4 protein-coding genes are annotated in these 16,725 nt (G+C 66.1%); 3 read left to right on the top strand and 1 reads right to left on the bottom strand.

Annotated elements, in window-relative coordinates:
- The first annotated feature begins 67 nt into the window (after positions 1 to 67).
- The 3 genes from dsbD to dsbG are packed head-to-tail and all read left to right on the top strand — an operon-like array spanning position 68 to position 3,373.
- Positions 68 to 1,777 carry a protein-disulfide reductase DsbD gene (gene dsbD / locus DQ397_RS01920; RefSeq protein WP_043212324.1) on the top strand — a complete coding sequence of 570 codons (1,710 nt, stop codon included), beginning with the start codon at positions 68 to 70 and terminating at the stop codon, positions 1,775 to 1,777.
- Positions 1,777 to 2,613 (top strand): TlpA disulfide reductase family protein, encoded by an 837-nt coding sequence (locus tag DQ397_RS01915; RefSeq protein WP_043212321.1) that lies wholly within the window; start codon positions 1,777 to 1,779, stop codon positions 2,611 to 2,613. Before dsbD ends, DQ397_RS01915 begins: the two co-directional genes overlap by 1 nt.
- 1 nt (position 2,614) lies before the next feature.
- On the top strand, positions 2,615 to 3,373 hold the full coding sequence (dsbG, locus tag DQ397_RS01910; protein WP_043212318.1) for a thiol:disulfide interchange protein DsbG: 759 nt from the start codon (positions 2,615 to 2,617) through the stop codon (positions 3,371 to 3,373).
- A 126-nt stretch (positions 3,374 to 3,499) separates the two neighbouring features.
- Here the strand turns inward: dsbG and DQ397_RS01905 are convergent, their stop codons facing one another.
- A complete protein-coding gene (locus tag DQ397_RS01905; RefSeq protein WP_148921454.1) occupies positions 3,500 to 16,453 on the bottom strand; it encodes a non-ribosomal peptide synthetase in 12,954 nt (4,317 codons plus the stop codon).
- Between the last annotated feature and the right edge of the window lie 272 nt (positions 16,454 to 16,725).

Raw genomic sequence — 16,725 nt, 5'->3', positions numbered from 1 at the left:
CGGTTAACTTTGGGTTAATCAGCCAAGGCCAGCATGGCCAGATTCACAGTACTGCCAAGGCGAAGACATGCGCGTTCTCCTGCTCTTCCTGACATTTCTGCTGGCCGGCCCGCTGCAGGCCAACCCGTTCGAGACCAAGCCCGACTTCCTGCCGGTCAACCAGGCTTTCGTCCTGACCCATGACCGCCAGGCAGACGGCCAGATGCGCCTGAACTTCCAGATCAAGGACGGCTATTACCTCTACCAAAAGCGTCTGAAGTTCGACGGCCTCGCGCCTGAACAACAGCCACAGCTCCCTCCCGCCGAAAACCACCATGATGAGTTCTTCGGTGACAGCGCGGTCTACCGCCACCAACTCCAATTGCTGATACCCGCCAATGCCCAGGGCCAATTGCGCCTGGGCTGGCAAGGCTGCGCCGATGCAGGCTTGTGCTACCCGCCTCAAACCACCGCCATCGACCTGGGTGGCCAGGCGGTGCCGGCTTCGGATCAAGCCACTGACCAGGCCCTGGCCAGCGACCTGCAACAGGCCAGCCTGGCGTGGAGCCTGCTGGCGTTCTTCGGCCTTGGCCTGCTGCTGGCCTTCACGCCCTGTTCGCTGCCGATGCTGCCGATCCTCGCCGGGCTGGTCCTGGGCAATGGCGCCAGCGCCCGCCGTGGCTGGCTGCTGGCGGGGGTCTATGTACTGAGCATGGCGCTGGTCTATGCCGGCCTTGGCGTGGTGGCCGCCCTGCTCGGCGCCAGCTTGCAGGCGTGGCTGCAACAACCCTGGTTGCTGGGCAGCCTGGCAGCGTTGTTCGTGATGCTCGCCCTGCCGATGTTCGGCGCCTTCGAACTGCAACTGCCTGCCGCCCTGCGCGATCGCCTGGACCGTGCCGGCCAAGGCACCCGCGGTGGCAATGTGTATGGCGCAGCCCTGCTCGGCGCGCTCTCCGGCCTGCTCATGGGGCCCTGCATGACCGCGCCGTTGGCCGGCGCATTGCTGTACATCGCCCAGAGCGGCGACGTGCTGCAAGGGGCGTTGGTGCTGTTCAGCCTCGGGCTGGGCATGGGCGTCCCTCTGCTGTTGTTGGTCACCCTCGGTAACCGCTACCTGCCCCGCCCCGGCGCCTGGATGAACCTGGTCAAGGGGCTGTTCGGTTTCGTCTTCCTGGCCATGGCCCTGTACACCTTGCGCAGCCTGCTGCCGGCCCCGTTGCTGCTGGCCCTGGGTGGCGCCTGGTTGATCGCCCTGGCCTGGGCCGCCTGGCCGGCCCTGCACCGTTTGCCGGCCCTGCGCGCGATCCCCTTGCTGGGTGCGCTCTGGGGTGGGCTGTTGCTGGTCGGCGCGGCCGCTGGCGGCGACGATCTGTGGCAACCCTTGCAGCCCTTTGCCGGCAGCGGCGTGCAAAGCGCGGCCAAGGCCGAGGACGCCTTCGTCACTGTCAGCCAGCCCCAGGATCTGCAACGCGAACTGGACGCTGCCAAGGCGCGCGGCCAGTGGGTCATGCTGGACTACTATGCCGACTGGTGCGTGTCGTGCAAGGTGATGGAGAAACAGGTATTCGCCCGGCCCGATGTGCTTGCCGACCTCGCCAGCGTGCACCTGGTGCGCCTGGACGTCACCGCCGACACGCCCGCCAGCCGCGAGTTGCTGCAACGCTACCAGGTGCCAGGCCCGCCCAGCCTGATCTGGATCGGTCCGGAAGGCGACGAGCGCCGAGCCCGGCGCATCACCGGTGAAGTGGATGCCGCAGCCTTCAAGCAACACTGGGCACAGACCAGGAGCCAAGGCTGATGCTGACCGTGACCCTGGGGCCACTGACCATGGCCCTCAACCACCTGCTACTGCTCGCGGCCCTGGCCGTGGCCAGTGTCGTGGGCTGGTGGGTGGCCCGGCGCGGCGGTGAAAGCCCCGAGTCGGCGCTGTTCAACCTGTTCCTGCTGGGGCTGCTGTGTGCCCGCGCAGGTTTCGTCCTGGCGTACTGGCCGATGTTCCGCGACGATCCGCTGCAGGCGATCGACATTCGCGACGGCGGTTTCCTGCTGTGGGCCGGCCTGATCGGCATCGTCATCGGCGCGCTGTGGCAGGGCCGGCGACATCCGGGCCTGCGTCGGCCACTGGGCTGGGCGCTGCTGAGCGGTGCGGTGTTCTGGATCCTTGCCAGCCTAGGCAGCCATCTCTACAGCAAAGGCACCGAGTTGCCGACATTGAGCCTGCGCAATGCCGGCGGCCAATCGGTGGCACTGCACGATTACCGAGGCAAGCCGCTGGTGATCAACCTCTGGGCCACCTGGTGCCCACCGTGCCGTCGGGAAATGCCTGTGCTGCAACAGGCCCAGGACGAGTACCCGCACGTGACGTTCCTGTTCGTGAACCAAGGCGAGACGCCGGAGAACGTCAGCACCTTCCTGGCCACTACCGGCTTGAGCCTGACCCACGTGCTGTTCGACGGTAGCGGTCAGCTTGCCCAGCAGGTGGGCTCCATGGCCCTGCCCACCACCTTGTTCTACACCGCCGAAGGGCGCTTGATCGGCAGTCACCTGGGCGAGTTGTCCCGGGCCAGTCTGCACCGCGCCCTGGAACCTTTCGAGCAGGCCAACCTGCCCGCCTCCGCCGCACAAGGAAATTGACATGCGATTGAATGCCCTCCTGCCCCTTGCCCTCTTGGCCTTCACGGCCCCCGCACTGCAGGCTGAAGAGTTGCCCAAGGCCATCGAGCAACTGCAAGCCAAGGGCGCCGAAATCAAAGGCACCTTCGATGCGCCCAATGGCCTCAAAGGCTATGCCGCTGCCTACCAGAACAACGGCATCGCCCTGTACCTCACCCCCGATGGCAAGCATGTGCTGGTGGGCAGCCTGTTCGACGAACAAGGCAAGGACCTCAGCGCCGAGCCGCTGGAAAAACTCGTGTATGCCCCGATGAGCAAAGCGATCTGGGCGAAGATGGAAAAATCCGCCTGGATCGCCGACGGCAGGGACGACGCACCGCGCAAGGTGTACCTGTTCAGCGATCCCAACTGCCCGTACTGCAACATGTTCTGGGAGCAGGCGCGGCCTTGGGTGGAATCGGGCAAGGTGCAACTGCGCCACATCATGGTCGGCATCATCCGCGAGGACAGCCCGGGCAAGTCAGCGGCGCTGCTGGCTGCCAAGGATCCGGCCAAAGCGCTGCAACAGCATGAGAAAGCCGGCAAGGCGAGCACCCTCAAGCCGCTGGGGACCATCCCCGAGGCGGTGCGTCAAAAGCTGGAGGCCAACATGGCCTTGATGGAAGAGATGGGCTTGGCAGCGACCCCGGCGATCTTCTACCAGAATGACAAAGGCCAGTTACAGAGCCAGCAAGGCGCGCCGCGGCCCGAGATGCTCGGGCAGATTCTGGGCAAGCGCTGAACAGTAGCCTGCCCAGCCCCCTGATGCGCGGGTAAAACCGCCCCCGCAGGCACCGTGGTTGTGAGAACACCGCAGTGTCTGCCAGAGCGGGCTTCCCGCGAAGGGGCGCAACGCGGCCCCTACACCTCAAAGCGCCTCCAACTCCGCCATCAGGTCACTGAGTCGGTCGACCTTGCCCTCATCCAGCGCGCTGCCCTCCAGCGCTCGCACGTATTCGGCCAATGCCTCCACCGTGTTGCACTCGAACATCGCCCGCAGCGGCACATTCAGTTGCAACTGTTGTTGCACACGCGAGGCGATCTGGGTTGCCAACAATGAATGCCCGCCCAACTCGAAGAAGTTGTCGTGCACCCCCACGCGCTCGACCTTGAGCACATCGGCCCAGATCCCCGCTAGCTTGTGCTCCAGCTCGTCGCGGGGCGCCAGGTAGTCCTGGCTGTGCTGCGCGCCGATGTCGATCGCAGGCAGGGCCTTGCGGTCGAGCTTGCCGTTGGCGTTGTGAGGCAGGTTCGCCAGCCAGGCCCAGTGCAGCGGCACCATGTATTCCGGCAACTCGGCGCGCAGACGCGACTTGAGCTGCTCCAACAGCACGGCATCGGCCGCCACGCCCTGATGCGCCACCAGATAGCCGACCAAGTGCTTGCCGTTGATGCCTTCCTGTACGCCCACCGCCGCATCGCGAATCTCGACCTGCTCATGCAGACGGGCTTCGATCTCACCCAGCTCGATGCGGTAGCCGCGGATCTTCACCTGGTGGTCGATCCGGCCCACGTACTCGAGCACACCATCGACCCGGCGCCGTGCCAAGTCGCCCGTGCGGTACAGACGCTCGCCTGGGGCACCGTAGGGGTGAGGGATGAAAGCCAGCGCCGTGCGCAGCGGGTCCCCCACATAGCCACGCCCCACGCCGGTACCGGCCACGCACAACTCGCCCACCGCTCCCAAGGGCACCAGCGCCTGGGTCTCGTCGAGCAAGTACAGTCGGTTGTTATCGGTCGGCGTGCCAATCGGCAGGTAGCTGCCGCGGGTAGATGCAGCATCGACCCGGAAGAACGCCACATCGTCCGAGCACTCCGCCGGGCCATAGGCGTTGACCAGCCCGATGTGCGGATAGCGTTGCAACCATTGGGCGGCCAGCTCCGGAGGCATGGCCTCACCGGTTGGCAGCATCCAGCGCAGGCCCTCGAGTGCCCGCTGCTCGCTGGCGAGCATGCCCTGGATCAGCGAAGGCACACTCTCGAGCACTGTGATGCCAGTGGCCTGCACGTGCGCCAGCAGGCCTTGTGGGTCGTGGGCGATGGCGTTCGGCACGATCTGCACCCGGGCGCCGAACAAGGGCGCTGCGAGGAACTGCCACACCGAAATATCGAAGCTCTGGGACGCGGTCTGGGCGATCACGTCGTGCTCGTCCAACTCCAGGTACGGCACCTTGCTCAACTGGTTGTTGAGCATGCCGCGTTGCTCGACCATCACCCCCTTGGGCAGGCCGGTGGAGCCGGAGGTGTAGATCACGTAGGCCAGGTTGTTGGGCGCGCTGTAGATGCCTGGGTTGTGACTGGCCATGGCACTGGCTTGCACCTGCTCCCATACCAGCAGCGTCGGCCTGGCGACCCCGGAGATCTCGTCGAGCAACTGACGCGCCTGCTCGGCGCAGGCCGCCGTGCACACCAGCACCGGCGTGCGGCTGAGTTCGACGATGCGCTGCAGGCGCGCAGGCGGCAGGCCCGGGTCCAACGGCAGATAACCACCGCCGGCCTTGAAGCAACCGACGATCATGCCCAGCAGCGGCAGACCACGCTCGGCGAGCAGCGCCACCGGCTGATCGACGGCCACGCCCGCGGCGATCAAGGCATGGCCCAGGCGGTTGGCCACAAGGTTCAGCCCGGCGTAATCGCAGGACGCATCCAGGCAGCGAGCGACCGTGCGCTCAGGGTGCGCGGCGACCCGCGCCTCGAACAGCTCGACATAGCTCTGCTCCAGCGTATAGGCGTGTTCGGTGCGGTTGCAGTCTTCCAGCAGGAAGCGTTGCTCGGCTTCGCCAAGCAACGGCAGTTCGGCCACATCACCGTCAAAGCCGTCTACAAGCGCCAGCAGCAGGCGCTTGAACTCGGCCAACAAGCGCTCGACGGTGGCGAAGTCGAAGTAACGCTGGTCGAACGACAGGTGCAGGCCCAAGTCGTCGCCCGGGTAGCACACCGCCGTGAGCGGGAAGTTGGTGTGGGTACGGCCCGAATCGGAGCTGGCGTTCAATTGCTGGGCATGGTCCAGCACGGCGGTTTCCACCGGGGCGTTCTCGAACACGAACAGGCTGTCGAACAGTGGCTGGCCCTTGGGCAGTTCGCTGCACTCCTGGATCGCTACCAGCGGCAGGTACTCGTACTCGCGCAGTTCCATATTGCGCTCAAGCAGGCTTTGCAACCATTGCCCCACGCGCTGACGCTGGCCCGGCTCGGGCAGTCGCACACGCAGGGCAATACTGTTGATGAACAGGCCGACAGTGCGCTGCATCTGCGGCAGGCTGACCGGGCGGCCGGCCACGGTGACGCCGAAGACCACGTCGCGCTCGCCGCTATAGCGGGCCAGCACCAGCGCCCAGGCCGCCTGGGCGAAGGTGTTGATGGTCAACTGATGGGCCTGGGCCAGCTCGCGCAGTCGCACGCCGTCGCGCACGTCCAGGCGGGTGTAGCAGTCACCGACGATCATGCCGTTGCCCGCATGGTCATGGCGAAGCGGCCGGTCGCTAGGGATGGCCGTGGCGCGCTCGAAGCCTGCCAGGTTGCGCTGCCACCACTGGCGCGCCTCACCCAGGTCCTGACGTTGCAGCCAGCCGATGTAGTCGCGGTAGCGCGGCGGCACCGGCAACTGAGCGGCGCGCCCCTCGCCCAGGGCCTGGTAGAGCGCGAAGAAATCGTTCATCAGCAACGAACGGCACCAGGCATCGATGAGGATGTGGTGGTTGCTCATCATGAACCAGTAGCGGTCGTCAGCAACCCGTACCAGCCGCAGGTGGAAAGGAGCCTCGCGCAGCAGGTCGAAGCCGGCTTCGCGCTCCTGCTTGTGCAGCGCTTGCAGGCGCGCCTCCTGGGCCGCGTCGTCAAGACCGCGCCAGTCTTGGTAGTCCAGCGGCGTCTTGCCTGGTTTGTGGATGATCTGCAGCATCGCTTCGCCGGCGTTCCAGCTGAACGATGCTCGCAGGGCCTCGTGGCGCGCCACCACGGCCTGCCAGGCCTGGGCGAAGCGCTCGTGATCCAGGGCGCTGTGGATGCGGTAGCGGTCTTGCATGTAATAGATGCCTGTGCCCGGTTCCAGCAAGGTGTGCAGCAGCAGGCCTTCCTGCATGGGCGTGAGCGGGTAGACATCCTCGATCTGCGCTGCCGGAACCGGCAAGGCGTCGATCTGCGCCTGGGTCAGGCGAGCCAGCGGGAAATCCGAAGGCGTGAAACTGCCGGTGCCCTCGGTCAGGCAATGGCCGACCAAGGCCAGCAGCTCCTGGCGATAGGCCTCGGCCAACGCGGCGATGGTCGCCTCGTCATAGCGCTCGGTGCTGAAGGTCCAACGCAGTTGCAGGGCACCGCCATACACCTGGCCATCGACGCTGAGCCAATTGGGCAGCGGCGCATCCAGGTCATGGGCCAGGCCTGCCGGCGCATCCAGCGGCTGGAACAGCGCGGCACTGTCGAACTGCTGGTCGAATTGACCCAGGTAATTGAAGGTGATGCGCGCCTGGGGCAAGGCGGCCATGGCTTCGCGCCCGGTGGTGTCGGCCAGGTAGCGCAGCACACCATATCCCAGCCCCTTGTGCGGCACCTGGCGCAGTTGTTCCTTGATGCCTTTGATGGCCGCGGCGACGTCCTGTTCGGTGTCGCCCAGTTGCGGCGTCAGGCACAGCGGATAGGCATTGGTGAACCAGCCGACGCTGCGGGTCAGGTCCATGTCCTCGAACAGGCCGTCACGACCATGGCCTTCCAGTTGCACCAGTACCTGGCTGTCACCGCTCCAGCGGCACAGGGTGCGCGCCAGGGCGGTGAGCAGCAAGTCATTGACCTGGGTCCGGTAGGCCGCAGGTGCCTGTTGCAGCAACTGGCGGGTCTGCTCCTCGTCCAGGCCGATGGCCAAGGTACGGGCATGGCGGTGCAGGTTGCCGCCCTGGGGATGATCGCAGGGCAGTTCGCGACGGGCAGTACCGAGCTGATCCTGCCACCAGCCAAGCTCGTCACGCAGCGAGTCGCTGCCGGCATAGCTGACCAGGCGCGCGGCCCAGTCAGCCATGGCGTGGGTCTTGGCCGCCAGTGGCTGGCCGCGGTAGAGCGTCTGCAGGTCCTCGAGCAACACGCGCCAGGACACACCGTCCACCACCAAGTGATGGATCGCCAGCAGCAAGCGCTGGGCGCCCTGCCCGTCGGTCACCAGCAGCGCACGCAGCAATGGGCCTTCGGCAAGGTCCAGGCTGCGCTGTACATCGGTGTACAGCGCCTGGCAATTCTCGAAATCCGCCACGGTGGCGACCCACAGTAATTGCTGGCCAGGCGATTGGACGTACTCGGCCTGCCAATGCCCGTTGGCCTGGGTAAAGCGCAGGCGCAGGCTGTCGTGATGCGCCACCAGCGCCGCCAGGGCATGCTCCAGCGCCTGAGTCTGCAACGGCTGACGGACCTCCAGCAGCACGGCCTGATTCCAGTGTTGAGGGTGAACGATCTCGCTGTCGAAGAACCATCGCTGGATTGGCGTCAGGGCGCTGCTGCCCTGCCGAGCGCCCTGCTCAATGCAGCTTTGCGCCTCGCTACGGCTGACCACGGCGGCGAGCGCCTGGACAGTCTGGTGTTGGAACAGATCGCGCGGGGTGAACTGCAAGCCCAGCTGGCGGGCGCGACTGACCACCTGAATCGACAAAATCGAGTCGCCCCCCAATTCGAAGAAGTTGTCCTGCACACCGATGCGGGCAACGTTGAGCACCTCTTGCCAGACCTGCGCCAGTTGCTGCTCCAGTTCGTTGGCCGGCGCCTGATAGTGCTGGCGTGCCTGCTCGATGTCCGGCGCCGGCAAGGCGCGGCGATCGAGCTTGCCGTTGCCCATCAGCGGCAGGCTGCTCAGCAGCACCAGGTGCGCAGGCACCATGTAATCCGGCAGGTGCTGCCGGGCATGGGCCTTGACCGCCTCGCGCAGGGCCGCCTGGGTGTCGGCGTCAGCGCTGGCCTGCGGGCAGACCAGATAGCCCACCAATTGCTTGCCCCCCGGCAGGTCCAGGGCGACGACCACGGCTTCATCGACAGCGGCATGGGCCTGCAGCTGGCTTTCGATCTCGCCCAGTTCGATACGGAAACCACGGATTTTCACCTGCTGATCGGCACGCCCCACATACTCGACCAGACCATCGGCGCGCAGGCGCACCAAATCCCCTGTGCGGTACAGACGACCGCCCTCCTGACTGAACGGGTCGGCGACGAAGCGCTCAGCCGACAGCCCCGGACGATCGTGATACCCCTGGGCAAGACCGGCGCCCCCAATGTACAGCTCACCGATGCCGCCCTGAGGCAGTAACGCCAGGTCATCATCCAGAACGTAAGCCGTGCGCGCCCCGATCACCCGGCCGATCGGCACGCTGCCCGCATCCGCCGGCAACTGCTGCGGCGCAAGGCAGGCCAACGGCATGACCACGGTTTCAGTCGGCCCGTAGGCGTTGAAGAACTGCTGTGGCAGGAATGCCTGGCGGATTCGCTGCAGATGCTCCCCGGTCAATGCTTCGCCCCCGGTGATCACCAGGCGCACCGGCAACTGCTCGTGCTGCCCGAGCAGGTACTGGGCCAACTGGCTACCGTAACTGGGGGTAAAGCCCAGGATGCTCACCTGCTGCGCGCGCACCAGCTGGCAGATCTCTTCGGCACCCCACTGGCCCTGGCCACGCAGCACCACCCGGGCGCCGCACAACAGCGGCGCCAGCAGGCGCTCAGTGGCGGCGTCGAAGTTGATCGAATAGAAGTGCAACTCGCAGTCGTCGCTGCGCATGCCGAAGGCCGCGATCACCGCCTGGCAATGCATGGCGATTTCGCCATGGCTGACCACCACACCCTTTGGCTGGCCGGTGGAGCCTGAGGTGTAGATCAGGTAGGCCTGATGCTGCGGCAGGTTGAGGTTGTCCAGTGGCGAATCGCTGTAATGCGCAAGCGACGCGGCATCGTCTTCCAGGCACCATTGGGCCACGCCTTCAGGCAGCCCCCCTATGGCATCGAACAGAGCACGCTGCCCGAGCAGCAGGCCGAGTCGGCTGTCCTCGATCATGTAGCGCAAGCGGTCGAGGGGATACTCCGGGTCCAGCGGCACATAGGCACCGCCGGCCTTGAGGATGGCAAGCAAGCCCACGACCATTTCCAGCGAACGCTCCAGGGCAAGGCCCACCCGCACCTGCGGCCCGACGCCACGTTCACGCAGGGCGCGGGCCAGGCGGTTGGCCTGCTGGTCCAGTTCAGCGTAGGTCAGGTGCTGGCCGGCGAAGGTCAGCGCCCGGGCCTGAGGGCTGCGCGAAGCCTGCAAGGCGAACAGGCCATGCAGGGTCTGGTCGAGCTCGAGGCCTTGCTCACCCTGCAACTGGCCGACCAGCGCGTGCTGCTCAGCGTTGCTGAGCATCGGCAGCTCGCACAGGCGCGAGCCCGGGGCATCGATCAGGCCGACCAACAATTGCTGCCAGTGCTCAGCCATGCGGGCGATGCGCGGCTCGTCGAACAGGTCACGGCTGTAGGTCAGGCAGCAGCCCAGGCGACCGTCCAGGTCAGTCACCTCCAGGTAAAGGTCGAATTTGGTCGCACTGGCGTCGTTGACCAGGTAATCCACGCTCATGCCCGCCAGTTCGCGGCTTTGCTGGAAGGCCCAGCGCTGGACATTGCACATCACCTGGAACAACGGGTTGTAGGCGCTACTGCGCGGGGGCTGCAAGGCCTCCACCAGCTGGTCGAATGGCAGGTCCTGGTGCGACTGGCCATCGATCACGGTGCGACGGACCTGTTCGAGCAATTGGCTGCCGGTCATTTGCCCATCGAGCTCGCAACGCAGCACCTGGGTGTTGAGGAAGGCGCCAATCAGCCCTTCGCTTTCCGGGCGGACACGGTTGGCCATCGGCGCGCCGATGCGCAGGTCGCGCTGACCGCTATGGCGGTGCAGCAAGGCGGCCAGGGTGGCGGTCATGGTCATGAACAAGGTCAAGCCATGCTGGCTGTTGAAGGCATGCACACGTTCGACCAGCGCGGGGTCGAGGTCGAAGCGGTACAGCTCGCCACGATGGCTCTGTACGGCCGGACGCGGACGGTCCGAAGGCAGCGCCAGCACCGGATGCTCGTGACCCAGGCGGGCTTTCCAGTAGGCCAGTTGGCGGGCTGCTTCTCCGCTTTCGAGCCACTGGCGCTGCCAGACGCTGTAATCGAGGTACTGCACCGGCAGCGGCGCCAGGGGCGACTCGCGCTCATCGACGAAGGCCTCGTACAGCTCGCCCAGCTCACGGGCGAAGATGTCCATGGCCCAGCCTTCGGTGACAATGTGGTGCAGGGTCAGCACGAAGTAGTGTTCGCGCTCACCTGTCTTGACCAGGCAGGCGCGCAGCAACGGGCCGCGCGCCAGGTCGAACGGCAGGTGCGCCTGCTCATCGGCCAGTAGCTGCAAGCGCTGCTGGCGATCTTCGCCCTGGAGCGCGGAAAAATCATGCCACTGCACACGCAGCGGGCTGTCTTCGGCCACGCACTGATATGGCACGCCGTCGATCTCAGGGAAGGTCGTGCGCAGGGTCTCATGGCGCACGACCAGGGCCTGCAAGGCCCGCTCGAAGGCATCCACATGCAACACGCCGCGCAGGCGCGCCATACCGCCGACGTTGTAGGCCGGGCTCTCCGGCGCCATCTGCCACAACACCCACATGCGCTGCTGCGAATACGACAGCGGCACTGCCTGGCGCCGATCGACCCGCTCGATGACGCCTTGCCGGTTGTGCCCGCCGGCGGCCTGAATGCGCTCGATCTCGGCGCAGAAGGCGCCCAGTTCGCTGGCCTCGAACAAGGCCTTGAGCGGCAGCTCGACGTCGAGCGCCTGGCGGGTACGCGAGACGATCTGGGTGGCGAGCAGCGAGTGGCCACCGAGGGCGAAGAAGTCATCCAGAAGACCGACCCGCGGCAGATTCAGCACCTCACGCCAGATCGCCGCCACCTGTTTCTGCACAGCGCTTTGCGGCTCGACATGACCGCGTTGCTGCCAGACCGGTGCCGGCAGTGCCTTGCGATCAACCTTGCCGCTCGGCCCCAGGGGCATCTGTGCCAGGTGAATCAGTTGCGCCGGCACCATGTAGGTCGGCAGGCGCTCGCCCAAGGCTGCGAGCAGCGCCTCGGACTGTTCGACACCGCTGTAGTAGCCGACCAGCTGCGCACCGACGGCATCGGGGTGGACCAGCACCAAGGCCTGGTCGACGCCCGGCTCGGCCAACAGGCAGGCCTGGACCTCCTGGGGCTCGACACGAAATCCTCGCACCTTGGCCTGTTGATCGAGGCGGCCGAGGTATTCCAAGGCTTGCAGCGGCACCAGCCAGCGGGCACGGTCGCCACTGCGGTACAGGCGCTCGCCGTTGCCATCGGGCTGGGGCACGAAGCGTTCGGCGGTCAGCCCAGGACGGCCCAGGTAACCACGGGCCAGTCCCGCGCCGCCCAGGCACAACTCGCCCGGTACGCCCGGCGCGGTCAGTTCCAGCTCGTCATCCAGCACTCGGCACAGCACGTTGCCCAGCGGCCGGCCGATCGGCGAGCGTTCGCCATCCTGCGTCTGGCAATGCCAGTGGGTGACGTTGATGGCGGTCTCGGTCGGGCCATAGCGGTTGTGCAACTGCACCTGCGGCAAGACTTGCAGCACGCGGTCACGCAGGTGCGCCGACAGCGCCTCGCCGCCGGAGAACACCCGGCGCAGGCTGGTACAGCTCGCCGCCAGCGGCTCCTGGACAAACACCTGCAGCAACGGCGGGACGAAATGCAGCGTGGTCACGCCATGGGCCTGCACCAGCTCGGCGATACGCCGCGGGTCGCGGTGCTCGCCAGGGCCGGCCAGTACCAGCGTGCACCCCTGGATCAACGGCCAGAAGCACTCCCACACCGATACGTCGAAGCTGATCGGTGCCTTCTGCATCAGCACGTCGCTGTCGTCCAGCGCGTAGGTGCCCTGCATCCATTGCAAGCGCTCAGCCAGCGCGGCATGGGTGTTGCCCACGCCCTTGGGCTGGCCGGTGGAGCCTGAGGTGTAGATCACATAGGCCAGGTTGTCGCCGTCCAGGTGCAGGCCTGGGGCATGGCTCGGCCAGCTGTCCAAATGCAGCTGATCCAAAGCGATGGCACTGACGCCCTGGACCTGCGGCAGGCGTTCGAGCGTGGCGCTGTGGCTGAGCAGCAGTGCGGCGCCACAGTCGCTGAGCATGTAAGCCAGGCGCTCGGCCGGGTAGTCGACATCCAGCGGCACATAGGCGCCACCGGCCTTGAGGATGGCCAACAGACCGATCATCAACTGTGGCGAGCGTTCCAGGGCGATGGCCACGCGGGTGTCCGGGCCGACGCCCTTGTCACGCAGGTAGTGGGCCAGGCGATTGGCCTGCTGGTGCAGGCTGGCGTAGTCGAGACTGCCACCTTCCCACACCAGCGCCGTACGCTCCGGTGTGCGTTGGCCCTGGTCGGTCAGTTGCTCGACCACCAGGCGCTGGGCGCTCGGCGCAGGCGCCTGCCCCCAAGCCAGCATTTGCGCATGGCCTGCGTCGTCGAGCAAGCGCACCTCGCCCAGCACGCGCTGCGGGCAGGCGCAGACTTGCTCGAGCAGGGTCAGCAGGTGCCTGGCCAGACGTTCGATGGTATCGGCCTCGAACAGCTCGGCGGCATAGTCGAACGCTAGACTCAAACGCCCCTGGTGATCCTGCTCGCTGTGCAATTGCAGGTCGAACTTGGCCTCGCGGCTATGCCAGGGCAATTCTTCGGCGAGCAGACCAGGCAGGCGGCGCAGCGCCGAAAGATCACGCTGCTGATGATTGAACATCACCTGGAACAGCCCCTGCTCGCGGGCATCTGGCAGCGCCTCGAGCAATTGCTCGAATGGCAAGTCCTGGTTGGCCTGGGCCAGCAGTGTGGCCTGGCGCACCTGGGCCAGTAACTGATTGAACGGCAGGCGGCCATGGAGTTCGGCGCGCAGCACTTGGGTGTTGATGAAAAAGCCCACCATGCCCTGGGTTTCCAGGCGCGGGCGGTTGGCGTTGGGCACACCGACGCGGATATCGCCCTGACCGGTGTACCGGTGCAACAGGCCTTGCCAGGCGGCCAGCAGGACCATGAACAGGCTAGCCTGCTGCTCGCGGGCCAACGTGTCCAGGGCAGTGGCCAGCGTGGCGGGCACCTTCACGCTCAGACGCGCGGCGCGATGGGTGCGCTCAGTGGCGCGCGGATGGTCGGTGCACAGGTCGAGCACCGGCAATTCATCGCCCAGTTGCGCCTTCCAGTGGTTCAACTGCCGCTCACCTTCGCCGCCGGCCAACCATTGGCGCTGCCAATGACCATAGTCGGCGTAGCCCAGCGGCAGGGGCGCCAGGTTGGCCTGAAGGCCTTGGCAATGGGCGGCGTACAGCTTGGCGAATTCGTCGAGCAGGATGTTCAACGACCAGCCATCGGCAACGATGTGGTGCAGGGTTACCCAGAGCTGGTGGTCCTCATCGCCCAGGCGCGCCAGCGTGACGCGCAGCAGCGGTCCTTGGGTGAGGTCGAACGGCTGCCGCGCCTCGGCCTCGCGACAGGCCAGGACCTGCTCGGCGTCCGCCCCTTGCAGATCCGTGCGGTGCAGCTCGAAGGTCGCCTCGGGCAAGACCTGCTGCATGGCCTGGCCGTCGACCTCGCAAAAATGCGTACGCAAGGACTCGTGACGTGCCACCAGCGCCTGGAAGCTCGCCTGCAGCGCCGACTCGTCCAACTCACCCCGCAGGTGCAAACCGGCAGGGATGTTATAGGCCGCCGACTCCGGCGCCAGCTGCCACAGTAGCCACAGACGGTTCTGCGCCAGCGATTGCGGCAGAGCCTTGCCACGCCCCAGAGCATCGATGGCCGCGGACGCGGTGCCACCTTCGGCCAGGTTCGCTGCCACCGCAGCGCTGTAATCGGCCAGGGTCGGCGACTCGAACAGCGTGCTCAGGCTCAGGCCGACACCCAGTGCGTCCGCCAGGCGAGCGGTCGCCTGGGTGGCGGCGATGGAGTTGCCGCCCAGCAGCAGGAAATGATCGTCCGGTGCCACCGTTTCGACCTTGAGCACCTCGCGCCAGATGGCCGCGATGCGCTCCTGCAGCTCACCACCTATCACCTGCGCAGCCACAGGCGCTTCGACAGTCGGAAAACGTGCATAGCAGTCCAGGCTGCCATCGGCCATGCGCAGGCGGCAGGCCGAGCGCTGGAGCTTGCCACTGGAGGTCTTGGGCAAGGCGCCGGGGTTGAGCAGCAGTACCACCGCAGGTGCCTGGCGGCAGGCATCGGCAATGACCTGGCGCACAGTACGGATCAGGTCCTGAGGTTTGATGACCTTCTGCACGTTGCGGCTGATCTCCACCGCCACGCCGATACCCTCTTCCCCCTGGTCGTCCACGGCGAATACCGCGACACGGCCTTTACGCAGCCCTTCGACCTCGCGTTCAAGGGTCTTTTCCAGGTCCTGTGGGTAGAGGTTCTGGCCCCGAACGATGAGCATGTCTTTCAGGCGCCCGGTGACGAACACCTCGCCATCACGCATGAAGCCCAGGTCCCCGGTGCGCAGCCAGGTCTGGCCGTCCTGCTCGACAAAGGTGCGTGCGGTGGCCTCTGGGTTGCGCCAATAGCCCTGCGCGATGCTCGGCCCTGCAGCCCACACTTCGCCGATGCGGTTATCGCCCAACACCGCCAGGCGCTGCGGGTCGACGATGCGCACGGCGTGGCCGGGCTGCGGATAGCCACAGCTCATCAGTACACTGCCCTGGCCAGGTTCGGCGCGATTGGCGGCGAGCGCCTCGGCGTCCAGGGCCATGGCAGCGATGCCCTGGCCCCGGCGGCTACCGCTGACGAACAGCGTCGCCTCGGCCAGGCCGTAGCTGGCAAAGAAGCTGCTCGCCTCGAATCCACATGCACTGAACTTGTCCGCGAAGGTCTGCAGGCTGTCCTGGCGAATCGGCTCGGACCCTGAATACGCCACCCGCCAACGGCTCAGGTCCAGGCCAGCCAGGGCCGCCTCGCTGACCCGCTCGCTACACAGGCGGTAGGCGAAATCCGGACCACCGCTGATGGTGCCGCCATAGTCGCTGATCGCCTGCAGCCAGCGCTGTGGCCGGGCAAGGAAATAGCCCGGCGACATCAGCACGCAGGGCACGCCGCTGAAGATCGGTTGCAAGAGCCCGCCGATCAGGCCCATGTCGTGATACAGCGGCAACCAGCTGACGATCACGTCGTCCGGGTTCAGGTCGATGCCAAAGCCCTGACGGATCAGTTGCTCGTTGGCCACCAGGTTGCCATGGCTGACCTGCACGCCCTTGGGCAAGGCAGTCGAGCCGGAGGTGTATTGCAAGAAGGCAATGTGCTCACCGGTCAGCACCGGCTCGCGCCAGTCGGCCGCCAGCGCCGGGTCCTGACAGTCCACGGCCAGCAGGCCAGGGGCGCCCTGCTGCGCCAGGGCATCGAGGCCCTGCAAGCTGTCGCGCAAGGCGTCGACGGTGAGCAGCAGGCGCGGCTGGGCATCGTCGATGATCGATAGCAGACGCTCCTGGTGATGGCGCCGCGAAGATTCCGGCGGATACGCCGGCACGGCAATGACCCCGGCGTACAGGCAACCGAAGAACGCCGCCACGTAGTCCGGGCCACTGGGAAACAACAGTACCGCCCGGTCGCCAAAATCGGTACGCGCCTGCAGCGCCGCGGCAATGGCCCTCGCTCGCAGATCCAGCTCCTGATAGCTGAGCACGGCCTGCTCGCTTGGATCATCGGCCAGAAAGCGCAAGGCGATCCGGTCGGGGGTCCGCGTGGCGCGCTGCGCCAGGGCGTGGACCAACGAGAGCGGGAGTTCGAAGGCGTCCATCATGGGGAGTTCCTGCCAGTGTCTGGATAAGTCGTGCCGACGCTGCGCCGCGAGACAGGCGCAAAGCGTTCGACAGCCGGATGTACACAGGGGAACGGATGGGCGGGGCAAATAATTAAACCGCTTGGCGGCGGCAGACAAAGCAGACGAGAGGCGAAAGGGGCCGATTTCAACGGTCGAGGCTTAGAACGCAAACGCCACGCTACTAATTACTTTTCGCATTTGACAATCATTATCATTGTGAATAATTTGTCGCTCGTCGTAGGAAGCGTCCT

The sequence above is a fragment of the Pseudomonas sp. CK-NBRI-02 genome, assembly GCF_008124495.1.
Taxonomy (GTDB): Bacteria; Pseudomonadota; Gammaproteobacteria; order Pseudomonadales; family Pseudomonadaceae; genus Aquipseudomonas; species Aquipseudomonas guariconensis.
The sequence above is the reverse complement of the archived record's forward strand: the minus strand, read 5'-3'. Positions and strand labels throughout refer to the sequence as shown.